Source organism: Nonomuraea helvata (genome assembly GCF_039535785.1).
Classification (GTDB): Bacteria; Actinomycetota; Actinomycetes; order Streptosporangiales; family Streptosporangiaceae; genus Nonomuraea; species Nonomuraea helvata.
Genome location: NZ_BAAAXV010000009.1, coordinates 1,753,301 through 1,775,828, shown reverse-complemented (window position 1 = coordinate 1,775,828; position 22,528 = coordinate 1,753,301). Strand labels below are relative to the sequence as shown.

22 protein-coding genes are annotated in these 22,528 nt (G+C 68.3%); 13 read left to right on the top strand and 9 right to left on the bottom strand.

Going from position 1 to position 22,528, the window contains the following annotated elements:
- The first annotated feature begins 122 nt into the window (after window positions 1–122).
- The 5 genes from ABD830_RS41435 (at window position 123) to trxA (ending at window position 4,583) form a co-directional block, all read left to right on the top strand.
- The gene (locus ABD830_RS41435) at window positions 123–1,634 is read left to right on the top strand and encodes a protein kinase family protein (protein WP_344999719.1); all 1,512 of its coding nucleotides are present in this window, start codon (window positions 123–125) and stop codon (window positions 1,632–1,634) included.
- Between the two features lie 15 nt (window positions 1,635–1,649).
- Window positions 1,650–2,285 carry an RNA polymerase sigma factor SigM gene (sigM, locus tag ABD830_RS41430; RefSeq protein ID WP_344999717.1) on the top strand — a complete coding sequence of 212 codons (636 nt, stop codon included), beginning with the start codon at window positions 1,650–1,652 and terminating at the stop codon, window positions 2,283–2,285.
- On the top strand, window positions 2,275–3,186 hold the full coding sequence (locus tag ABD830_RS41425; RefSeq protein ID WP_344999716.1) for an anti-sigma factor family protein: 912 nt from the start codon (window positions 2,275–2,277) through the stop codon (window positions 3,184–3,186). Before sigM ends, ABD830_RS41425 begins: the two co-directional genes overlap by 11 nt.
- Window positions 3,187–3,321: 135 nt before the next feature.
- On the top strand, window positions 3,322–4,254 hold the full coding sequence (trxB, locus tag ABD830_RS41420; RefSeq protein ID WP_344999714.1) for a thioredoxin-disulfide reductase: 933 nt from the start codon (window positions 3,322–3,324) through the stop codon (window positions 4,252–4,254).
- A gap of 14 nt (window positions 4,255–4,268) precedes the next feature.
- A complete protein-coding gene (trxA, locus tag ABD830_RS41415) occupies window positions 4,269–4,583 on the top strand; it encodes a thioredoxin (protein ID WP_344999712.1) in 315 nt (104 codons plus the stop codon).
- Window positions 4,584–4,668: 85 nt separating this feature from the next.
- Here trxA and ABD830_RS41410 read toward each other — a convergent pair whose 3' ends face one another.
- Window positions 4,669–5,286: a GNAT family N-acetyltransferase gene (locus ABD830_RS41410; protein WP_344999710.1), complete on the bottom strand. Its 618-nt coding sequence runs from the start codon at window positions 5,284–5,286 to the stop codon at window positions 4,669–4,671.
- Window positions 5,287–5,462: 176 nt separating this feature from the next.
- On the opposite strand from ABD830_RS41410, the gene ABD830_RS41405 reads away from it, so the two are divergent.
- The 3 genes from ABD830_RS41405 (at window position 5,463) to ABD830_RS41395 (ending at window position 9,333) form a co-directional block, all read left to right on the top strand.
- The gene (locus ABD830_RS41405) at window positions 5,463–6,788 is read left to right on the top strand and encodes an aminotransferase-like domain-containing protein (RefSeq protein WP_378521115.1); all 1,326 of its coding nucleotides are present in this window, start codon (window positions 5,463–5,465) and stop codon (window positions 6,786–6,788) included.
- 145 nt (window positions 6,789–6,933) lie between these two features.
- Entirely contained in the window at window positions 6,934–7,890 is a 957-nt protein-coding gene (locus tag ABD830_RS41400; protein WP_344999708.1) for a D-alanine--D-alanine ligase family protein, read from the top strand.
- 396 nt (window positions 7,891–8,286) lie between these two features.
- Window positions 8,287–9,333, top strand: a complete 1,047-nt coding sequence (locus ABD830_RS41395) for a threonine aldolase family protein (RefSeq protein ID WP_344999706.1) — start codon at window positions 8,287–8,289, stop codon at window positions 9,331–9,333.
- 211 nt (window positions 9,334–9,544) lie between these two features.
- On the opposite strand, the gene ABD830_RS41390 is transcribed toward ABD830_RS41395, so the two are convergent.
- From ABD830_RS41390 to rpmH, 8 genes are all read right to left on the bottom strand, one after another.
- The gene (locus tag ABD830_RS41390; protein WP_344999704.1) at window positions 9,545–10,507 is read right to left on the bottom strand and encodes a ParB/RepB/Spo0J family partition protein; all 963 of its coding nucleotides are present in this window, start codon (window positions 10,505–10,507) and stop codon (window positions 9,545–9,547) included.
- Between the two features lie 1,068 nt (window positions 10,508–11,575).
- On the bottom strand, window positions 11,576–12,502 hold the full coding sequence (locus ABD830_RS41385; RefSeq protein ID WP_378521114.1) for a ParA family protein: 927 nt from the start codon (window positions 12,500–12,502) through the stop codon (window positions 11,576–11,578).
- A 137-nt stretch (window positions 12,503–12,639) separates the two neighbouring features.
- On the bottom strand, window positions 12,640–13,311 hold the full coding sequence (rsmG, locus tag ABD830_RS41380) for a 16S rRNA (guanine(527)-N(7))-methyltransferase RsmG (RefSeq protein WP_344999700.1): 672 nt from the start codon (window positions 13,309–13,311) through the stop codon (window positions 12,640–12,642).
- Window positions 13,312–13,626: 315 nt separating this feature from the next.
- On the bottom strand, window positions 13,627–14,115 hold the full coding sequence (locus tag ABD830_RS41375) for a Jag family protein (protein ID WP_344999698.1): 489 nt from the start codon (window positions 14,113–14,115) through the stop codon (window positions 13,627–13,629).
- A 20-nt stretch (window positions 14,116–14,135) separates the two neighbouring features.
- A complete protein-coding gene (gene yidC, locus ABD830_RS41370; RefSeq protein WP_344999696.1) occupies window positions 14,136–15,059 on the bottom strand; it encodes a membrane protein insertase YidC in 924 nt (307 codons plus the stop codon).
- Window positions 15,060–15,063: 4 nt separating this feature from the next.
- Entirely contained in the window at window positions 15,064–15,345 is a 282-nt protein-coding gene (gene yidD / locus ABD830_RS41365; protein ID WP_344999694.1) for a membrane protein insertion efficiency factor YidD, read from the bottom strand.
- Complete coding sequence (gene rnpA, locus ABD830_RS41360; RefSeq protein ID WP_378521113.1) at window positions 15,342–15,683, bottom strand: ribonuclease P protein component; 342 nt, start codon at window positions 15,681–15,683, stop codon at window positions 15,342–15,344. The genes yidD and rnpA overlap by 4 nt, the downstream gene beginning before the upstream one ends.
- Window positions 15,684–15,763: 80 nt before the next feature.
- Window positions 15,764–15,901 (bottom strand): 50S ribosomal protein L34, encoded by a 138-nt coding sequence (rpmH, locus tag ABD830_RS41355; protein ID WP_020547366.1) that lies wholly within the window; start codon window positions 15,899–15,901, stop codon window positions 15,764–15,766.
- A 445-nt stretch (window positions 15,902–16,346) separates the two neighbouring features.
- Here rpmH and dnaA point away from each other — a divergent pair, with 445 nt between their 5' ends.
- From dnaA to ABD830_RS41330, 5 genes are all read left to right on the top strand, one after another.
- Complete coding sequence (gene dnaA / locus ABD830_RS41350; protein ID WP_344999689.1) at window positions 16,347–17,924, top strand: chromosomal replication initiator protein DnaA; 1,578 nt, start codon at window positions 16,347–16,349, stop codon at window positions 17,922–17,924.
- Between the two features lie 533 nt (window positions 17,925–18,457).
- Complete coding sequence (gene dnaN / locus ABD830_RS41345; RefSeq protein WP_344999687.1) at window positions 18,458–19,597, top strand: DNA polymerase III subunit beta; 1,140 nt, start codon at window positions 18,458–18,460, stop codon at window positions 19,595–19,597.
- 45 nt (window positions 19,598–19,642) lie between these two features.
- Window positions 19,643–20,590 carry a phosphogluconate dehydrogenase (NAD(+)-dependent, decarboxylating) gene (gene gnd / locus ABD830_RS41340; protein WP_344999685.1) on the top strand — a complete coding sequence of 316 codons (948 nt, stop codon included), beginning with the start codon at window positions 19,643–19,645 and terminating at the stop codon, window positions 20,588–20,590.
- Window positions 20,591–20,625: 35 nt separating this feature from the next.
- A complete protein-coding gene (gene recF / locus ABD830_RS41335; RefSeq protein WP_344999683.1) occupies window positions 20,626–21,870 on the top strand; it encodes a DNA replication/repair protein RecF in 1,245 nt (414 codons plus the stop codon).
- Window positions 21,860–22,357, top strand: a complete 498-nt coding sequence (locus ABD830_RS41330) for a DciA family protein (protein ID WP_344999681.1) — start codon at window positions 21,860–21,862, stop codon at window positions 22,355–22,357. Before recF ends, ABD830_RS41330 begins: the two co-directional genes overlap by 11 nt.
- The last annotated feature ends 171 nt before the right edge of the window (window positions 22,358–22,528 follow it).

The window sequence follows — 22,528 nt, the reverse complement described above, 5'->3', positions numbered from 1 at the left end:
CGCGCGAATGGAAGCAGGAGGGGCGTGGGCGGATCCACCCGGCATAGCGTGCCTTCGTGGGACACCACCACGCAGGTGATTCAAGTCATGACCACGCCCGATCGGCCAAGCGGAGTGAGCCTGTGAGCACGTCGGCCGTCGAACCCGGCACCCGTCTGGCCGAGCGTTTCCGGCTCGAGGACCGCGTCAGCGAGTCCGACGGCGCCACGCTGTGGAAGGCCATCGACGAGATACTCGCGCGTCCCGTGGCCGTCCACACGTTCTCGCCCGACTTCCCCCGCGTCCACGAGGTCGTCACGGCCGCCCGCGCCGCGAGCCGGCTGACCGACCCGCGCCTGACGCAGGTGTTCGACGCCGCCGAGGAAGAGAAGGCCGCGTACGTCGTCAGCGAGTGGGTCACCGGCGAGTCCCTGACCGACCTGCTCGCCTCCGGCCCGCTGGAGCCCGAGCGGGCCGCCGGGCTGGTGGCCGAGGCGGCGGAGGCGCTCGCGCACGCCCACGAGGCGCAGCTCTACCACCTGTGCCTGCGCCCGTCCCACCTGGTGTGGACGACCGGCAACACGGTCAAGGTGCTCGGCGTGGCCGTCGACGCGGCGCTGTCCGGGCTCACCACCGACCAGCCGGCGCTCGACGACGCCGAGGGCCTCGGCCGGCTGCTGTACGCGGGGCTGACCGGCCACTGGCCGGGCGACGAGGAAGAGGGCGGGCTGCCCGCGGCCCCCATGACCGACGGCCACTTCTGCACGCCCCGCCAGGTCACCGCCGGGGTGCCGAGCTACCTCGACACGGTCACCGTACGCGCGTGCCTGCCCGAGGCCCGCAAGGGCCAGGGCGCGCTGGCCAGCCCGTCCCAGGTCGCCGAGGCGCTGGCCGACGTGGCCAGGCCCATGCCGATCCCGATCTCCTACCCCTCGACCCCCGCGGTGGCCTCCGCCTCCCAGACCGAGGGCCTCGACATCGCGCACCGCCAGCAGCTCACGATCCCGCCGCTGCCGCCCACGCCGCGTCCTCCGCGTAACGGCGGCGGCAGCACACTCAACCGGGTGCTGATGACGCTGGTCGTGCTGCTCGTCATCGCGGCCGTCGGAGTCGGCGCCTGGACGATCGGCCGCAGCCTGGGCAGCCCGACCACGCCCGAGGCGAAGGGCGGCACCCCCAGCTCCTCCACGTCGGCCTCGGCCGAGACCCAGGTGGTCAAGCCGAAGAAGGCGCAGGGGTTCGACCCGCTCGGCGACAAGGACGAGAAGTCCGACATGGCCGGTCTGGCCATCGACGGCAAGCCCAGCACCCTGTGGAAGACGGAGGGCTACACCAGCGCGGACCTGGGCAACCTCAAGGAGGGCGTCGGCCTGCTGCTCGACATGGGCAAATCCATGCAGATCAGCGATGTGGTCGCTACGCTGTCCGATGCTTCGGGTGCGACGGTCGAGCTCAAGGTGGGCGACTCGCCGGAGCTCGGCTCACTGAAGACGGTGGCCACCGAGAAGAACGCGGCAGGCAAGACCACACTGACCCCTGATCAGCCGGCAACCGGTCAGTACGTTTTGATCTGGTTTACTCGTGTTCCGGCAGATGCGGGCAACTTTCATGGCACCATCTATGAAGTAGTGGTGCATTCTCCCGGATCGGCATAATCAGGAATCCCTCTTGTGAACTCCCCACCCGAGACACCCTCAGCAGCGGAGCGGCCGGCGGTCACAGACGCCGAGCTGCTGACCGCGCATATCAACGGGGATCCACACGCCTTCAGCGAAATCGTCAAGAGACACCGCGACCGTATGTGGGCGGTCGCCCTGCGTACGCTCGGTGACCCTGACGAGGCCGCCGACGCCGTGCAGGACGCCTTCGTCTCCGCCTACCGCAAGGCCGCCACGTTCCGCGGCGAGGCGGCCGTCACAACCTGGCTCCACCGGATCGTGGTCAACGCCTGCCTCGACCGGATGCGCCGTAAATCGGTCCGACCCGTCGCGGACGACGAGTTGATCGAGGCCGCCGAGCGGGATTCCCCGCTGCCTGACCAGACCCTCGAGCGCGAGGTCTCGATGGAGGTTTCGGCCGCGCTCAAACTGCTGCCCAGCGACCAGCGGGCGGCGCTGGTGCTCGTCGACATGATGGGCTACTCGGTCGAAGACGCAGCTCAGGTGCTCCAAGTGCCGAGCGGCACGGTGAAGAGCAGGTGTGCGCGAGGGCGCGCGAAACTTGCCCCAATTCTTTCGCATCTGCGGAACCGATCGGACCTCAATCGCGTCTCATCCGCGAAGGGAGCAGAACTTCGTGACGGGTGATACGCACTACGATCTGGAAATCCTGGCCGAGTTGGCCGAGGGTCTCCTAGACGTCGACACGGCGCGCCAGGTCCGCGGGCATCTCGCGGTCTGCGACCCCTGTGGGGAGCTTCTGGCAGACCTGGCGGCGGTTCGCGAGGTGCTCGCGGCGACCCCCACACCGGCTATGCCGATGGGTGTCGCACTGCGCATCGACAAGGCCTTGGCCGCCGAGGCGGAGTCCCGGCGGGGAGGTGTCGGCCTCGTGGAACCACCCGACTGGGATGAGCTCATGCGGGACTCCCCGTGGGAGCGACCAGTCGAGGTCGCCGCTGAAGAGGCCCCCCAGCCAGCCCCAGAGCCGGTACGCCTCGGAGTGGTCTCCGACGACGGCACGATCGTCCCGGCCAAGCGCCGGGCCTCGCGGCGGCGCCGATGGGCGATGCCCGCGATCGCTGCCGCGGCGGCCGCCGCGGTGGTGGGCGCGGTCGTGACCTCGACCAGCCTGCTGGTAAGCGCCGGCGGTGGCACGGGAGCTCGCAACGGTGGTGTCCAGGCGCAGCCCGCGCCCCCCACCACGTCCGCGACTCCGTCCCACCAGCGGGCCACGTCGTACGGGCTGACCGACAGCGGCCACAACTACAGCGACCAGGACCTGCGCCAGCCGCTCGAAGGCATGTTCGGCTTCCAGCGCATGGTGCTCGACGGCTCCGACGACGCCGGCAAGGTCGACAAGTGCGTGAGCCGGGTGGCGAGCCGGTCGAAGCTGCCGACGTACGCGGTGGACCAGGGCCAGTACAACGGACAGGAGGCCCTCATCGTGGCTTCCTGGAAGGACAAGGCCACGCAGAAGCTGCGCATCGACATCGTGGACCCGTTCAACTGTAAGAACCTCCGAAAGCCCGCTCTGGGCCACTGGTAGGCAGAACACGCGTAAAGAGCCCGCCTCGGCGGGCTCTTTCGCTGTGTAGGGGACCGGCGTGTGCAGGGCAGGGAATCACGGCGGCCTAGGATCTGTTGAGGCGGGTGCAACAGCAGACGAGGAAGGCGTGGAGCGTTGAGCGACGTTCGTAACGTGATCATCATTGGATCCGGCCCAGCTGGCTACACCGCGGCCGTCTATTCCGCGCGCGCCGAGCTCAAGCCGCTGGTCTTCGAGGGCTCCGTCACAGCCGGCGGCGCTCTCATGAACACCACCGACGTGGAGAACTTCCCCGGGTTCCCCGACGGCATCATGGGCCCCGATCTCATGGACAACCTGCGCAAGCAGGCCGAGCGGTTCGGTGCCGAGTTGGTGGCCGACGACGTGGTCGAGGTTGACCTGGAGGCCAACCCCAAGGTCGTCAAGACCCACACCGACACTTACTACGCCAAGTCCGTCATCCTGGCGATGGGTTCCGGCTACCGGGAGCTCGGCCTGGAGAACGAGAAGCGCCTGTCGGGGCACGGCGTGTCCTGGTGTGCGACCTGTGACGGCTTCTTCTTCCGCAACAAGGACATCGTGGTCGTCGGCGGCGGCGACACGGCGATGGAGGAGGCCACGTTCCTGACCAGGTTCGGCCGCATGGTGACGGTGGTGCACCGCCGCGACGAGCTGCGGGCCAGCAAGATCATGCAGGAGCGGGCGTTCGCGAACGACAAGATCCGCTTCGTCTGGGACTCCGAGGTCGTGGACGTGCTCGGCGACACCCACGTCGAGGCCGTGAAGCTGCGCAACGTCAAGACCGGCGAGGAATGCGAGCTGGCCACTGACGCGTTGTTCCTGGCCATCGGGCACGATCCGCGTACCGAGCTGGTCAAGGGGCAGATCGATCTCGATGAGGACGGCTACGTCAAGGTGGCCTCGCCGTCCACGGCGACCAACATCGACGGCGTGTTCGCCGCGGGGGACGTCGTCGACCACACCTACCGCCAGGCCATCACCGCCGCCGGCACCGGCTGCGCGGCCTCGCTCGACTCCGAGCGCTGGCTGGCCCACACCGAGAAGTAAGTAAGGAGCGCACCGTGAAGGCTGTCACCGACGCCTCTTTCGCAGCTGACGTACTCAAGAGCGACAAGCCCGTGCTGGTCGATTTCTGGGCCGAGTGGTGCGGCCCGTGCCGTCAGGTCGCGCCCATCCTCCAGGAGATCGCCAACGAGCACGGCGACAAGCTGGAGATCGTCAAGCTCAACATCGACGAGAACCCGGAGGTTCCGCGCCAGTACGGTGTGCTCCAGATCCCGACGATGAACGTCTACAAGAACGGAGAGGTCGTGAAGCAGATCATCGGCGCCAAGCCGAAGGCCATGCTGCTGCGCGAGCTCGACGGCATCATCTGACCCGCTCTCCCGCGGTCGCGCCCGGCCCCCCGCTCTCTGTGGCGGGGGGCTTTCGCGTTGTCTGTCGTACGGCGCTGAGTGGTCGTCAGACGGGACGTAGGGCGCGTTCCGGACTCATGGAGCCCAGGAGCCGCTCCAAGGCCACCTCGACGTCCTCACGCCACGAGACGGCGGTCTTGAGCTCAAGCCGGAGCCGAGGGAATCGCAAATGAGGACGAACCGTCTTAAAACCAACAGAAAGGAAGTATTCCGCCGGAACTAGGCAACTAGGCTCTTCCCACTTGAGGTCGCCAAAAGCTTCAATGGCTTTCACCCCGCGCCTGGTCAAGTCTTTGGCCACCCCCTGGATGAGCATTCGCCCCAGCCCGCCACCCGAGAACTCCGGAATGATGTGCGCCGTCATGAGCAGCACCGCATCCGCGCTGACCGGCGAGGTGGGGAAGGCCACGGAACGAGGGCTGTAGAGCGGCGGGCTGTAGAGCACGAACCCCGCGGGGACCCCGTCGACGTACACGATTTTCCCGCAGCTGCCCCATTCGAGGAGTGTGCCGGAGATCCAGGCCTCCTTCTCCAGCGTGGGATCTCCTGACTCCACTGCCCGCTCCCCGCTCACCGGATCGAGCTCCCAGAACACGCACCGTCGGCAGCGCCGAGGCAGATCTTCGAGATTGTCCAGGGTTATGTTGACCAGCCGGCGCGACAACTACGGCCCCCTGTCGTTGACCCGGAAAAACGCGCGAAAACCGCGTCCACAGGTGGCATCGTAGCCCAGTGGAGATGCCGCCAGCGGACACCACGACGGTCGAGCCCGTCACGGGCGACATGTCCGGTTAGCGTAATCTGGTATTTCAGTCCGATATGACACCTAGGAGGTGGGCCGTGACAGGAGAGCTGGATCACGGTCAGACACCCGCGACTCAAGGGTCGCGCATCGACGCATACGTCGATCGGTACGCCGCGCGAGCTACCGGGATGGTCGCCTCCGAGATCCGAGCTCTTTTCGCCGTCGCGTCGAGGCCCGAGGTGGTCTCGCTCGCGGGCGGCATGCCGTACGTCACGGCTCTTCCCCTCGACATGGTCGGCGAGCTGGTCTCCGACCTCGTCACCAGACGCGGCCCCGTCGCGCTGCAGTACGGTTCCGGCCAGGGAGACCCGCACCTGCGTGAGCAGATCTGCGAGGTCATGCGGCTGGAGGGGATCCACGCCGGGGCGAACGACGTGGTCGTCACCGTCGGGTCGCAGCAGGCGCTCGACCTGATCACCCGCATCTTCATCGACCCGGGCGACGTGGTGCTCGCCGAGGGTCCCTCGTACGTGGGCGCGCTGGGCACGTTCGCCGCCTATCAGGCAAAAGTCGTTCATATCGCTATGGACGATCAGGGCATCGTGCCCGAGTCGCTGGCTCAGACCATCTACGCGCTGGAGACGGCCGGGGCGCCCATCAAGTTCCTCTACACGATCCCGACCTTCCACAACCCCGGCGGCGTCACCCTGAACATCGCCCGCCGGCAGCAGGTGCTCGACATCTGCCAGCGGGCCGGGGTCCTGATCATCGAGGACAACCCGTACGGGCTGCTCGGGTTCGACGGGGAGCCCATGCGGGCCCTGCGGGCCGACAATCCGGACGGCGTGGTCTACCTGGGGTCGTTCTCCAAGACGCTCGCCCCCGGCTTCCGCGTCGGCTGGGCGCTGGCCCCGCACGCCATCCGCGACAAGCTCGTGCTGGCCATGGAGTCGGCCGTGCTCTCGCACTCCTCCTTCACCCAGCTCGCCGTGGGCCAGTACCTCGCCACGCAGCCGTGGCAGGAGCAGATCAAGACGTTCAGGGAGCTCTACCGCGAGCGCCGCGACGCGCTGCTGGACGCGCTCGACTCCCTGATGCCCCCCGAGGTGACGTGGACCCGTCCCGCCGGGGGCTTCTTCGTCTGGGCGAGCCTGCCTGAAGGGCTCGACTCGAAGGCCATCCTGCCGCGGGCGGTGGCCGAGCGGGTGGCGTTCGTCCCCGGGACCGGGTTCTACTCGGACGGGAGCGGCGCCCGGCACATGCGGCTCTCGTACTGCTACCCCGAGCCTGACCGGATCCGGGAAGGGGTGCGGCGGCTGGCCGGCGTGATCGAGCAGGAGATGCAGCTGCGCGACACGTTCGGCACCGGCTCGGTCCGCGACCACCTGGGCGTCGACACTCCCGGCCCCGATCTGGCCTAGCGCCGCTTCTCGGGCGGGGCCTGCCGGCCCCGCCCCTCTCCGCATGCCGCTGGGCGGACGCGCCATGGCCTCGGCACCGTGCCTGGCGACGACGCCATGGCGGTACGGTTGGACAGCGGCGCGTGCGATCAGCGGAGGAGAAGTGATGAGCGATCTGGGCCACGTGCTCGTGCTGGCCGGAGGTCTCTCCTACGAGCGAGAGGTGTCGCTTCGCTCCGGTCGCCGAGTCAGCGAGGTGCTGCGTGCGGCGGGCGTCGATGTGGAGACCCGCGACACCGACGCTTCCCTCGTGCCGTCGATCCTCGCGGACCCGCCGGACGCCGTGTTCGTGACGCTGCACGGTGGCGCGGGCGAGGACGGCGCGATCCGTTCCGTCCTGGAGCTGCTCAACGTCCCGTACGTGGGCGCCGACCCGGACGCGTGCCGGGTCGCGTTCGACAAGCCCACCGCCAAGGCCGTCGTGCGCTCCGTCGGCCTGCGGACGCCCGAGTCGGTCACGCTGCCGAAGGAGACGTTCCACGACCTCGGCGCCACGGTGGTGCTGGGCCGCATCGTGGAGCGCCTCGGCCTCCCCCTGTTCGTCAAGCCCGCCCGGGGCGGGTCGGCGCTGGGCGCCTCCATCGTCCGCACGGCGGAGGAGCTGCCCGCCGCGATGGTCGGCTGCTTCGCATACGGCGACACGGCGCTGATCGAGCGCTACGTGGAGGGCGTCGAGGTCGCGGTCTCCGTCGTGGACCTGGGCAACGGCCCGGTGGCCCTGCCGGCCGTGGAGATCGTCCCGGACGAGGGCGTCTACGACTACGCGGCCCGCTACACGGCCGGGCACACGGAGTTCTTCGCTCCTGCTCGCCTTTCGGCCCAGGCGGCCGCGGCCTGTGCGGAGACGGCGGTGACCGCCCACACGGCGCTCGGTCTCCGTGACGTCTCCCGTACGGATCTGATCGTCGACGCGTCCGACATCCCGCATTTCCTGGAGGTCAACGTGGCACCGGGGATGACGGAGACGTCGCTCCTGCCGATGGCCGCCGAAGCCGCGGGCCAGGACCTCGGCGACCTCTGCCGCACCCTCCTCCAGAACGCGGCCTCCCGCTCCCACGCCTGACCCTCTCTCACAGCGCGGCGCGGTGCGCCCCGGCCGATGGCGCCGGTCCGCCAGCACGACCTCGCCGCAGCGGGCACTTTGGCGCTTCTGCCGCCTGCTTCCAGTGAGCGACCCGATGCGGCACCACGCAGCCGGTCCGACGCCACAGTGCCTGGCCGAAGACCGCTCCACGCAGCCGGCCGACGCGGCTCGGGCAAGCAGTGCCCCTGCGCGCCATCCCCCTTCCCTCAGCAGAGGGGGCACTCTGTCGTCGGACTCTCTGGTGCTGCACCGCCCGATACGACGGCACAGGGCGCGGTAGCGCGTGGCACGCCCACCCCTTGCCCCCTCGCGCCCGCAGGCCGGACGGACGACGGGGCCGGACGTCTGTCGAGAGCGAGTAAGTAGCCTTACCGTGTGCTGATCGATTCGATGTACCCGAAGAGCTTCGCCAGCGACAACCACGCAGGCGTGCACCCGGCCGTCCTGGACGCCATAGCCGCCGCCAACCGCGGAGACGCGCCCGCCTACGGTGACGACCGGTGGACGGCGGTGTTCGAGGACAAGATCAAGGAGGCGTTCGGCCCGGGCGCCGAGGGGTTCGCGGTGCTCAACGGGGCGGGCGCCAACATGGTCGGGCTGTCCTTGACGCTCGGCCGCTACAGCTCGATTCTCTGCGCCGACAGCGCCCACATCGCCACCCATGAAACGGGAGCGGCAGAGCGCCTGCTCGGCGTCAAGCTGGTGACGATCCCCACCGAGCACGGCAAGCTCCGCCCGGACGACATCAAGTCACAGCTGGACGTGATCGGCAATCCGCACATCCCCCAGCCCTCGGTCGTCTCCATCTCTCAAGTCACGGAGCTCGGCACCTGCTACTCCCCCGACGAAATCGCCACTCTCGCGGAGACCGCACATGAGGCAGGCCTGCGCCTCCATGTGGACGGCGCCAGGCTCGCCAACGCCGCCGCCTACCTCGACTGCGACCTGAAGTCCATCACTGCGGACGTCGGCGTTGACGTGTTCAGCTTCGGTGCCACCAAGAACGGCGCCCTTGCCGCGGAGGCGGTGGTCGTCCTCGACTCCTCGCTGGCTCCTGGCATCCCGTACCTCCGCCGCCAGTCGCTCCAGCTCGCCTCGAAGATGCGTTTCATCTCGGCCCAGCTGTCGGCGCTGTTGACGGACGGGCTCTGGCGCGAGAACGCGTCGCATGCCAACAAGATGGCCGCCCGGCTCGCGGACGGCATAGCTGATCTGCCTGGCGTCTCCCTGACCTACCCAGTCCAATCCAACGCCGTCTTCGCCACCCTTCCGCCCGCCCTCGCGGAGAGCCTCAGGGGCCGCTACCTCTTCCACTACTGGGACGAGCCCGCCGGCATCGTCCGATGGATGACCGCTTTCGACACGACCCCGGAGCACGTTGACGACTTCCTGAGCGACATCCGCAAGGCCGCCCTCACATAGACACCGCGACCACACCGGCCGCTGTTTCACGTGAAACACGCGCCCTCGCACGGCTCCCTGTTTCACGTGAAACAGGGGCCGAGAACGGATGCCTCGCGCTATCGACGGCGGAAGCGCGGGGAGAGAGGGCGGGCGGCACGTTTCACGTGAAACATAGGTGCCGAGTCTGCAGCGGCACTGGTTTCACGTGAAACACGGAACCAAAGGACGGTCAGTCTTCGGCTTCTCGCATCGCGCGGACGGCCTCCGGTGCCATGGTGCCGATGATGCGCTCAAGGTCGTCGATGGTGGCGAACTCGACAACGATGCGGCCCTTGCGCCGCCCCAGGTCCACCTTCACCTTGGTCTCGAAGTGGTCCGAGAGGCGGTCGGCGAGGTGCGTCAGGCCGGGGGCCGTAGGCTTGGCCACCTGGCGTTCGCGAGCGGGCTTCCCGGCCGCCTTGGCGCTCCCCATCGCGACGATCTCCTCCACCGCACGCACCGAGAGGAGCTCCGCCACGATGCGCTTGGCCAGCTGTATCTGCTCTTCTGGGCTGCTGAGGCCGAGGAGCGCCCGGGCGTGACCCGCGCTGATGACGCCGGCGGCCACCGTGCGCTGGACTTCGGGAGGGAGATTCAGAAGGCGGAGGGTGTTGGTGATGTGAGAGCGGGAGCGGCCGACCTTCTGGGCCAGCTGCTCGTGCGTCGCCTGGAAGTCATCGAGGAGTTGCTGATAGGCGGCGGCTTCTTCAAGAGCGTTCAGTTGCTCACGCTGAAGGTTCTCAATGAGCGCGTCCCGGAGCAGATCGGTGTCCTGGGTGTTGCGGACGATCGCCGGAACTGCGTCCAACCCGACCTGCTGACACGCTCGCCAGCGCCGCTCCCCCATGATCAACTCGTACTGGCCGCCTCCGACGGGCCGGACCACGATCGGCTGCAGGAGACCGACCTCCCGGATGGAGGCCGCCAACTCCTCAAGACGCTCATCGTCAAAGACCTCACGCGGCTGGCGCGGGTTGGGGACGATCGCGTCGAGCGCGACCTCCTTGAAGTACGCTCCGGCGATCGGCTTCGGACCCGTCTCCCCCGTTGAACCGTTCGACGAGGCCGGCGCCGTCCCCGAACCGTCAACGATGGGACCGGTCGGGATGAGCGCCCCGAGCCCCTTGCCCAATCCCCGCCGCTGCTGACTCACTGCGTCTCCTCATCCACCCGGTCGATTCCGGTCACTCCAGGAGAGGTTACCGTTGCGCGCCCTGCGCGGTGCCCCCTCGCCACACACGGACCCGCGGTATTTACACCGACACGGCCACAAACCCACCAACCAGACCGACCAAGCTGACCCAACGGGCGACTACCTCCGGACACATCCGCCGGGGAAGCCCTCACTCCTCCGCCACCCAGCCGGGCGGCCACCTCGCCGCCCCGCCGTGTCACGAGCCCGCCCTGCCGTCTCACGAGCCCACTCCTTCGGCTCAGGGGCACGTGGTGTTGCGGACCGCAGTGTCACTGGCCACCGCGCCACATGGCATTGCCCCACCACCCCACCGCGCCAGGTGGCATCGCATCGCGGCGCTGTCGCACCGCAGGTCCAGCGCACCGCAGGTCCAGCGCATCGCGGGCCCAGCGCACCGCAGGCCCAGCGCACCGCGTGGCATCGCATCGTGGCCCGTCGTATCGGGGGGCATCGCATCACAGGCCCGCCCTTTCACAGGCGCGCCATTTGGCTGTGCCACGATCGTGGTGCGGGCGCCGGTGGCGTGGAGCAGCGCAGCGCCGTCTCAGCGGCGGCGGGGCCGGCACTGTCAACGTGGCGGTGCACCGGCGTCGTCTCCGGGCCGATAGGCCGACGCCGTCATCATGGTGACGGCGGGCGCCATCTTTGTAGTCGTGGGCGGGCGCCGTCTGCGTAGTCGTGGGCGGGCGCCGTCTCTGCCCGTGTGATAAGCCAGCACCGCCATCGTGTCGATGGCCGACGCCATCTCACCGACGGCGAGCCAACGCCATCTCGCTGACGGCGGACTGGCTCCATCTCACTGACGGCGGGCGGGCGCTGTCTCCGTGGTGGCGATGGGCCGTTCGTTGGCGAGGTGAAGGCTTCTCGTCGGGACCGCTGCGGGATGCCTACCCGCACGCGAAAATACCGCGACGGCATGCAGAGCATCCGTGGCGGCATACAGGCGGACCCGGCGGAACGAACCGGGGCTGGGTGTGCTCTCTCGGCCTTAGTTCAGAGTCGAAGAAGGGCGTCGGCGAAGGCCGGTCAGGACACGGTGGCGCGGTGGGCGATTTCGCGGGCCGCGTCCATGTACGCCATCGCCCCGCTCGACCCCGGGTCATAGGTCATCACCGACTGCCCGTAGCTGGGCGCCTCGGACAGGCGGACGCTGCGCGGGATCACCGTGTTGAGCACCGTGTCACCGAAGTGCGCCCGCACCTCGTCCGCCACCTGCGAGGCCAGACGGGTGCGCCCGTCGTACATCGTCAGGACGATGGTCGAGAGCTTCAGCGTCGGGTTGAGGTGGGCCCGGATCAGGTCCACGTTCCTGAGGAGCTGCCCGAGCCCCTCCAGGGCGTAGTACTCGCACTGGATGGGGATCATGACCTCGTCCGCCGCCACCAACGCGTTCACCGTCAGCAGGCCGAGCGACGGCGGGCAGTCGATCACGATGTAGTCCAGCTCGACCGCCTCGTACGCCGCCAGCGCGCGCCGCAGCCGGGCCTCGCGGGCCACCAGGGAGACCAGCTCGATCTCCGCGCCCGCCAGGTCGATGGTGGCCGGTGCGCAGTAGAGGTTAGGCATGTCGGGGACCTGCTTGACGATGTCCGCCATCGGAAGGTCGTCGACGAGGACCTGGTAGACGTCCGGCACGTCGCCCCTGTGCTCCGTGGCCAGGGCCGTGGAGGCGTTGCCCTGGGGGTCGAGGTCCACCACGAGGACGCGCTGGCCGTGCATGGACAGCGCGGCGGCGATGTTCACCGACGTGGTGGTCTTGCCCACACCGCCCTTCTGGTTGGCAACCGCGATCACCCTGGTCTTGGGCGGGCGAGGCCAGGTGCCGTCCCCGTCGCTGGGGGTCTGGGCGGCGGTGGGGGTTGCAGATGTTTCACGTGAAACCACTGAGCTGAGCGCCTCTCGTACCAACGGCGAATCGCCGGGGTTCAGGGGGGTCTGGGTCACGATGGCCATCCTTTCAACCAGTGGTGTGCCGGTGTCGGGAATTGACTGTCGCGACACGCCCTTTTCGGGCCAGCCAACCCCGTTTGGACTCTCGGACGGACGGCTGCCCGGCCAGCCCAGACCGCTTGACGCGACTGGCACAACCGTCACCTCCCTCGTCGCCGCCTGGCCCGCTCCGGCGCGCGACCCGCTACCACCCGAACCAGTGTTGCCGGCGGCTCGACCTTACCGCGCCCGACCGTCACGAGCTCGGCCGATCGGGCTCCGATGGCCCGCAATTGGGGCTCCGCCTCGGCGAGCTCCTCGGCGGCGCGCTCCCCCTTCATGGCGATCAGCTCGCCACCCTCGCGAAGCAGCGGCATGGCCCACTTCAGGAGGCGGTCGAGCGGCGCCACCGCGCGGGCGCTGGCGACGTCGAACTCGCGCTTGCCCGCCAGCTCCTCCGCCCGCCCGCGCAGCACCTCGACGTTGTCGAGCTTGAGCGCCTCGACGCACTCCTCCAGGAACACGGTACGGCGGAGCAGCGGCTCGAGGAGCGTGACCGTGATGTCCTGACGGACGATCGCCAGCACGAGCCCCGGCAGCCCAGCGCCGGAGCCGATGTCCACCAGGCGTACGTCCGGGGGCACGGCCTCGGCCACGACCGCGCAGTTGAGCAGGTGGCGGTCCCAGATCCGGGGCACCTCACGCGGGCCCAGCAGCCCGCGGACCACGCCGGGTCCCACCAGCAGCTCGGCGAACGCGTTCGCGCGATCCCAAGCCTCCCCGGTGAAGACGTCCCGCGCTATGTCCGGCGGCGCCGGAAGCTCATCGCTCACTGGTCGGTGGCCCTTTCTGGGACTGATCCGTCCTGGTAGGCGGGCAACAGCCCGATGTTGATCTACTGCGGGGTGGTCTCTACCCAAGGCTAGAGGTGAGATCACAGTGGAAGACTAGCGGGCCGGTCTGAAGGCGACCTTTGAGCACGCCGCCGTCGGTATGGCGAGGACCGAGCCGGAGAACGTTAACAAGGCGCATACGCGCCGGAACCACGGTTTCGGTGGACGTACAGGGATAAAGGTGTACAAATGCGAAACGGCCGTCCACCTCGCATACGAGCGGGCAGACGGCCGGATCGGATGGCGTAACACTCCTCAGGCGGGGAGGACCACCACGTAGCGGTGCGGCTCCTCACCTTCGGACTCGCTCCGGAGCCCGGCGGCCGCCACCGCGTCATGGACGATCTTGCGCTCGAAGGGCGTCATCGGCTGCAGCGACTTCGGCTCGCCCCGGTCCTTGACCTGGTTGGCGACCTCGGTGCCGAGCTTGGTGAGCTCGGCCCTGCGCCGCTCGCGGTAGCCGCCGACATCCAGCATCAGCCTGGAGCGCTCGCCGGTCTGCCGGTGCACGGCGAGGCGGGTCAGCTCCTGCAGCGCCTCCAGGACCTCTCCCCCGGGGCCCACGAGCTCGTTGCCCTTGAGGCCCACGACGGAGACCATGGCGCGGTCTCCCTCGACGTCCATGTCGATGTCGCCGTCGATGTCGGCGATGTCGAGAAGGCCCTCGACGTAGTCGGCAGCGATCTCGCCTTCCTGCTCCAGCGCGTTGAGATCCGGAGCCTTCTCCTGCTCGGCCTCGGTCATGGCCGGCCTCTCCTTCGTGTTCAAGACTTCTTGCTGCCGGTGCGCTTGCTGCGGGACTGGCGGCTTGGCTGCTGCCTGACGATCTTAGGCTCAGGCGGGGGCGGAGGGGCCTGCTCTTCCGGCGTGGTCTTGCGGAGCTTGTTGATCAGACCCGGCTTGGCCTGCACGGGGATCTCGTTGCCCTTGGCGTCGAACTGCGGCATCGGGTGGCGGCTGTAGAACCAGTGCTGCTGGCCGAGCGTCCACAGGTTGGTGGTGACCCAGTACATGATCAGACCGAGCGGGAAGTTCAGGCTGAAGAAGGCGAACAGCGGCGAGATGTACATCAGGATCTTCTGCTGCTGCGCCATCGGGTTGTCCGGCATCTGGGCCATGGAGCGGGTGACGCTCTGCCGGACGGTGAGGAAGGTGGTGCCCGAGCTGATCGCGACGAAGATGCCGATGACGATCTTCTCGCTGACGTGGGCCGCCTGGAAGAAGCTGGCGGGAAGCGGGGCTCCCAGGATGAGGGCCTGCTTGGCGCTGTCGACCAGCTCCTGCGTCATCCCGAACTTCGGCTGGTCCGCCGCGATCGCCCGCAGCACCGTGAACATCGAGATGAAGATCGGGAACTGGGCCACGACGGGGAGGCAGCCGCCCAGGGGGTTGGCGCCCGCTCCTTGGTAGAGCGCCATGACCTCCTGGTTCATGCGCTGCTTGTCGTTCTTGTAGCGCTTACGGAGCTCCTGGACCTTCGGCGCCAGCTCCTGCATCTTTCGCGATGAGCGCATCTGCTTGAGGAACAGCGGGAAGATCAGGATCCTCATGCAGATGGTCAGCGTGATGATGGTGAGCGCCCACGTCAAGCCGCTGTTAGGGTCGAGGACCGTGCTGTACGCCTGGTGGATCCAGGTGATGACTTGGGCGACGGCTGTGTACAGCCAGTTGAGCCAGGACAGCTCCACCGAGCTATCTCCCTTGCGTTTCGTGGGACCGGACCGGGCGTGGGGGCACCGGGTCTATACCTCCGGGATGGAATGGGTGGCACCGCCCGATGCGCCGGACAGTCAGCCAAGTGCCGCGCAGTGCTCCGTGCGTGGCGATCGCCTCGAGCCCATACGCACTGCACGACGGGTAGAAGCGGCAGCGTGGACCGAGCATCGGGCTGATGAAGGCCCGGTAGAACCGGATCGGGATGATCAGTGCCCGAGCTGCGAAGCTCGGCGCCACCCCTTGCGGTTGCTCCGTCATTTCTGTCCACCCGTCGAGGACTCGCGCCGCCTGAGCAAACGTTCCAGCGCGGAGTCGAGCTCGGCGGCCAGGTGCTCGAATCGCGCGGACGCGGCCGGTGGGTTGGCGCGTACCACCAGCAGGCTACCTCGCGGCAGCCGGTCGAGACGGTCCCGCATCAGGTGTCGGAGCCGTCGCTTGACCGTATTACGGGTCACGGCGCCACCGACGGCCTTGCTCACTACGAAACCCACCCGAGGGAACTCTTCCCCCGAAATGGCAAAATGCACCACCAGAGTCGGGCGACCTGCGCGCTTGCCGCGCCTGACGGCCGCCTCGAACTCCTCCCCGCGCCGCATGCGGGATTGACGGGACAGCACCGTATACGCCTATCGCCCGCCGGCGAGATCCACCGGCGGGCCGAAAACGCGTGGGGCGGTCAGGCCGACAGCTTCTCGCGGCCCTTGCGGCGACGGGAGGCGAGGATGGCGCGACCGGCCCGGGTGCGCATCCGCAGCCGGAAGCCGTGGGTCTTCGCGCGGCGACGGTTGTTCGGCTGGAAAGTACGCTTGCTCACGGGTGGGCTCCAGGCTTGATGGTGCGCCGCAAGGACGCTTATACACACATGGATGGCCTGCCAGGGAAGCGAGGGCACGCGAAATAGCCGTCGCGTGACAAGCCGACCGTCGTACGTTACGGGGGAAGCACCGTCCAGGTCAAACTGAACGGGTTATCCACCTTTCCACAGGCGACTTTTCCACCGCCAGACCACCGTCCACAGTATGTGCACCCAGGTACCACTAGGCTGTGGACAACGCTTGAACACAGCTGTGCACATGGATACTGTCGGCCCTTCCGGACCCGCTCAAAGGCTGTGCACAACTTGTGGATCTCCTGTGGAGGACCTGGGCACGGGGCCCGGCCTCCACGCTGTGGACGAAGGGGCCGCCGATCACAGCGGGCGGCCGCGCATGTGGATAACGATCGCGGGGGGCCGCGAGAGGAAGGAGGGGAACCGCACCATGAACGGTGTCGACCTCGGCACGGTATGGGCGAGGGCCCTGAACAACTTCCTCAACGAGAACGTGCCGATCCAGCAGCGCACGTGGCTGGCCATGGTCCGGCCGATCGCGCGGGCCAACGACACCATCGTGCTCGGCGTCCCCAACGACTTCCTCAAGGACCTCATCGAGGGCAAGCTGCGCCCGCTCGTGGCGCACGCGCTGTCGCAGGAGCTCGGCCAGAACATGCGGCTGGCCGTGATGATCGACACCACAGCGCCGGAGCCGCCGTCGCGCGACGCTCATCAACAGCCTGTGACTCAGAGTTATCCCCAGAATGTGGAGAGCCAGCCGCGTTACGCACAGCCCGCGCAATCGCAGCACCAGCAGGCTGCCGAGCCGCCTCAGTTCTATTCTCCACAGCCTGAGCAGCCCCAGATATCCACCGAATATCCACAGCCCGGCTTCTCTTTTGAACAGGCGCAGCCGTACACACCGCCTGTGGAGAAAGAGCCGGAGCCGGCGCCGAACCGGTGGGAGGCGAAGAGCACCAAACCCAGCGAACCGGCTCGGCTCAATCAGAAGTACACATTCGAGACATTCGTCATCGGGGCCAGCAACAGGTTCGCTCACGCGGCGGCCGTGGCAGTGGCCGAATCCCCCGCAAAGGCGTACAACCCGCTCTTCATTTACGGCGACTCCGGGCTGGGGAAGACGCACCTGCTGCACGCGATCGGGCATTACGCACAGAGCCTGTACGACGGCGCGCGGGTCAGATACGTGAGCTCCGAGGAGTTCACCAACGACTTCATCAACAGCATCCGCGACCACAAGGCCGACGGCTTCCGCGGACGCTACCGGGCGATCGACATCCTGCTTGTGGACGACATCCAGTTCCTGGAGGGCAAGGAGCAGACGCAGGAGGAGTTCTTCCACACGTTCAACACGCTCCACAACGCCAACAAGCAGATCGTCATCTCCAGCGACCGCGCGCCCAAGCAGCTGACCACGCTGGAGGACCGGCTGCGCAACCGGTTCGAGTGGGGCCTGATCACGGACGTGCAGCCGCCCGAGCTGGAGACCCGCATCGCGATCCTCAGGAAGAAGGCCATCCAGGAGGGCCTGGCCGCGCCACCCGAGGTGCTGGAGTACATCGCGAGCCGCATCTCCACCAACATCCGCGAGCTCGAGGGCGCCCTGATCAGGGTCACCGCGTTCGCCAGCCTCAACAGGCAGGGTGTGGACCTGCAGCTGGCCGAGGTGGTGCTCAAGGACCTGATCACCACGGAGTCCGACACCGAGATCACCATCGCCGCGATCATGACCGAGACCGCCCAGTACTTCGGCATCAGCATCGAGGACCTGTGCGGAACCTCGCGCAGCCGGGCGCTCGTCACCGCCCGGCAGATCGCCATGTATTTGGCGCGTGAGCTGACCGAGCTGTCGCTGCCCAAAATCGGCCAGCAGTTCGGCCGCGACCACACCACCGTCATGCACGCAGAGCGGAAGATCCGCTCGCTCATCGCCGAGCGCCGGTCGATGTACAACCAGGTCAACGAGCTGACTTTGCGTATCAAGCGGACATCCCGCGGGGCCTGAGCGTCATGCACAGCCTGTGGAAAACACTGTGGATCTGCGAAAACACCAAAACCCGCCGGCTCTTCGCCACACAATGCCCGAAAAAATCCCCCACAGGTCCTGGGGACAACTCTGGGGACACCCTGGGGAGAACCTGGGGACTACTCGTGGATAACGTGTGGACGGCCTGTGAACAGGCAATCTGGGACTCCAGGGGTGTCCGTTTTACCCCGTGGACAACCTGTGGAAACCTCGTGGATAACCCGCCGATGCCGGTGGATGAAGGCACCAAGATCTGGGGACGGCCTGTGGGTGAAGTTTCTCTGTCCCCAGGCGCGCGAGTTCTCCCCAGGCGTCACCCACATCCCCAGTGGATGAAAACAGGGCCGCTGACCAGCCGGAACGCTGGTTGTCCCCAGTTTCCACAGCCCCTAGTGTGATGACCTCTTCTATCTCTAACTAAGAAACTCAAAGACCCATAGAGGGTTCTCCCGGAGCTCAGGTGCGGGAGAGTGAAGACTTGAATCAACGACGAACCCAGGAGGCTGATCACCGTGATGTTCCGAATCGAGCGAGACGTCCTCGCTGAGGCGGTGGCATGGACGGCACGCAGCCTCCCGGCGCGCCCGTCGGTGCCCGTGCTCGCGGGCATGCGCCTGGAGGTCACCGACGAGCAGCAGCTGAAGCTGTCCGGATTCGACTACGAGGTCTCCGCCGAGGTGACGCTCGAGCTGCACACCGGTGAGCCCGGCGTCGTGCTGGTCTCCGGCAAGCTGCTCGCCGAGATCACCCGCTCTCTTCCTGCACAGCCTGTGGACTTCGTGGTGGACGGCGCCAAGGCGGTCGTCACCTGTGGCAGCGCCCGATTCACACTCCTCACCATGCCTGTGGAGGACTACCCGTCCCTCCCGGCCATGCCGCCGGCCGCCGGCCGGGTGGGCAGCGACGTGTTCGCCTCCGCCGTCGCCCAGGTCGCCGTCGCCGCGGGCCGGGACGACACGCTGCCGATGCTCACCGGCGTGCGGATGGAGATCGAGGGCGACACGGTGACCCTCGCCGCGACCGACCGCTACCGGCTCGCCGTACGCGAGCTGAAATGGCAGCCGGGCCAGCCCGACTTCGCCGCCATCGCGATGATCCCCGGCAAGACCCTCGCCGACACGGCCAAGGCGCTCGGCACGACCGGCGCGGAGGTGGAGATCGCGCTCAGCTCCGCCGGCGGCACCGGGGAGGGCATGATCGGCTTCTCCAGCGCCGGGCGGCGGACCACGACCCGGCTGCTCGACCCCGAGTTCCCCAAGTACCGCTCGCTGCTGCCCACGGAGTTCTCCGCCCGCGCGGACTTGTCCACAGGGCCGTTCGTCGAGGCGGTCAAGCGCGTCGCCCTGGTCGCCGAGCGCAACACCCCGGTGCGGCTGGCGTTCAAGAGCGGCGAGGTGGTGCTGGAGGCGGGCAGCGGCGACGAGGCGCAGGCCGTCGAGGCGCTCCCGGTCGACTACGAGGGCGAGGAGATGAACATCGCCTTCAACCACCAGTTCCTGCTGGAGGGGCTGGGGGCCATCGACTCCGATGTCGCGCGGCTCCAGATGACCACATCGACGAAGCCCGCTATCCTCACGGGTGGCAAGCCTGTGGAGGACGGAGCCGCTCCGGACTACCGTTACCTGATCATGCCCATCCGCCTGTCAGGCTGAACCTGTCATCGGGGATGATGGAAGTCTGACAAGGGGGTAGACAACATGCAGATCGGCATGGTCGGACTTGGCAAGATGGGCGGCAACATGGCCGAGCGCCTGCGCCGCGGCGGCCACGACGTCATCGGCTACGACCGCGATCCGGCGATCAGCGACGTCTCCAGCCTGAAGGAGCTGGTCGAGCGCCTGCAGGCACCGCGCGCGGTCTGGGTGATGGTCCCCGCGGGGAAGCCCACCCAGTCCACGATCGACGATCTCGGCGAACTCCTCGACACGGGCGACATCGTCGTCGACGGCGGAAACTCCCACTACGTGGACGACCAGAAGCACGCGGCCGAGCTGAGCGAGAAGGGCATCGGCTTCGTCGACTGCGGCGTCAGTGGCGGCGTGTGGGGCCTGGAGAACGGGTACGCGCTCATGTGCGGCGGAGCCACGGCCGACGTCGAGCGGCTGATGCCGCTCTTCGAGACGCTCAAGCCCGAGGGCGAGGACGGCTTCGTCCACGCCGGCGACGTCGGCGCCGGGCACTTCGCGAAGATGGTCCACAACGGCATCGAGTACGGCATGATGCAGGCGTTCGCGGAGGGCTGGGAGCTGCTGGAGGCCTCCGACGTCGTCAAGGACGTCAAGGGCTCCTTCAAGAGCTGGCGCACGGGCACCGTGATCCGCTCCTGGCTGCTCGACCTGCTGGTGCGTGCGCTCGACGACGACAAGCACCTCGACCAGCTCCGGGGTTATGCACAGGACTCCGGGGAGGGCCGGTGGACGGTGCAGGCGGCTGTGGACCACGCGGTCCCGCTGCCGGTCATCACCGCCGCGCTGTACGCCCGGTTCGCCTCGCGGCAGGACGACTCCCCCGCGATGAAGGCGGTCGCGGCCCTGCGCAACCAGTTCGGCGGCCACGCGATCACCTCGGCGGAGGGCAGCACCGGCAAGGGCGCCGACTCGCCGGGCGCCGACGTGGTGCCGCCGCGCGAGACCGAGCGTCGGTGACCACACCGATCCCTGAGGCGCACTAACCTCGTGGGGTGCATGTCGCCCACCTCTCGCTGACCGATTTCAGGTCGTACGCGTCCGTGGAGCTCGGCCTGGAGCCGGGCGTCACGGCGTTCGTGGGGCCCAACGGCCAGGGCAAGACCAACCTGGTCGAGGCCCTCGGCTACGTCGCGACGCACTCCAGCCACCGGGTGTCGAGCGACGCGCCGCTTGTGCGCAAGGGCGCCACGCGGGCGATCGTGCGCTGCGCCGTCCACAGGGACGACCGGCGGGCGCTGATCGAGCTGGAGATCAACCCGGGGCGGGCCAACCGCGCCAGGCTCAACCGCTCCCCCGTCTCGCGGGCGCGTGACGTGATCGGCCTGCTGCGCACGGTGCTGTTCGCCCCGGAGGACCTCGCGCTGTCCAAGGGCGACCCCGCCGAGCGCCGCCGCTTCCTCGACGACCTGCTGGTGGCCAGGACGCCCAGGTTCGCCGGTGTGCGCGCCGACTACGACCGCGTGCTCAAGCAGCGCGGCGCGCTCCTCCGTACGGCCGCGCAGGCCCGCAGGGGCAGCAGGAGCGGCAGGCGGGCGGAGAGCGACAGCGCGTTCGCGGCGGCGGGCGCGGGCGACGTGCTGAGCACGCTGGAGGTGTGGGACGCCCACCTCGCCAGGCACGGCGCGGAGCTGTTGCGGGCGCGGCTGGAGCTCATCGAGGCGCTGCGCCCGCTGGTGGCCGGCTCGTACGCCGCGCTCGCCCCGGGCAGCGCCCCCGCGACGCTGGCGTACCGCAGCACGTTGTCCACAGGTGGGGACACAGATGAGGACGGCCGGAGTGGTGAAGTCCCCGGTGAGCGGGGATCTTTCGATACACAGACGTTATCCACAGACTTGGGGAAAACCCTTGAAGAGCGGCTGCGGGAGCGGCTATTGGAGGTCCGTTCCGCAGAGCTGGAGCGAGGCGTCACGCTCGTCGGCCCGCACCGCGACGACCTGATGCTCGGCATCGGCGACCTGCCCGCCCGCGGCTACGCCAGCCACGGCGAGTCCTGGTCGTTCGCGCTGGCGCTGCGGCTGGCGGCGTACGACCTGCTCCGGGCCGACGGCGGCGACCCCGTGCTGATCCTCGACGACGTGTTCGCCGAGCTCGACAGCCAGCGCCGGCGCCGGCTCGCCGAGATCGTCGCCCCCGCCGAGCAGGTGCTCATCACCGCGGCCGTGCCGGCCGACGTCCCCGCGGAGCTGGTGGGGGCGAGGTTCGACGTCGCAGAAGGGAGCGTGACCCGTGTCCGCTGACGACAATCCCGCGGCCAGGGGCGCCGCGATGGCCAGGGAGAAGCTCGCCCAGGCCAAGGCCGACGCGGCCAAGCGCGGCCAGCTCCCCCGGCGCGAGCCCAGGCGCAAGGCCGGGCCGCGCAGGGAGGCCGGCGACCCGCAGCTCTTCGGACGCGCGATAGCCGACCTGCTGGCCGACCGCGGCTGGGAGCGGTCGGCGGCCGTCGGGGGGGTTTTCGGACGCTGGATCGACATCGTCGGTCCTGACCTGGCCGCCCACACCAAGCCGGAGTCGTTCGAGGACGGTGAGGTGCTGATCGCGGCTGACTCGACGGCGTGGGCGACGCAGGTGCGGCTGCTCGCCCGCACCCTCGTACGCAGGCTGAACGAGGAGCTCGGCGACGGCACAGTCACGAAGGTCAAGGTCAGAGGCCCGCAGAACGCGCCGAGACCGTCCGGCGGGTTGAGAGTGACCGGAAGCCGGGGCCCCGGCGACACCTATGGATAGGACGTGGGGTTAGGCTCCAGGGGCGATCAGAAAGCCACAGACGCGATAAGCCCCCTTTCCGGAGGGGGGATGCTGGACTGGGGGCAAAACGAGCTAGAGAGCATCACAGGCGCGTTCCTTGCCACTATCAGGCTCCGGACCCGGTAGAATGAAGACGGATTCCGGACACGT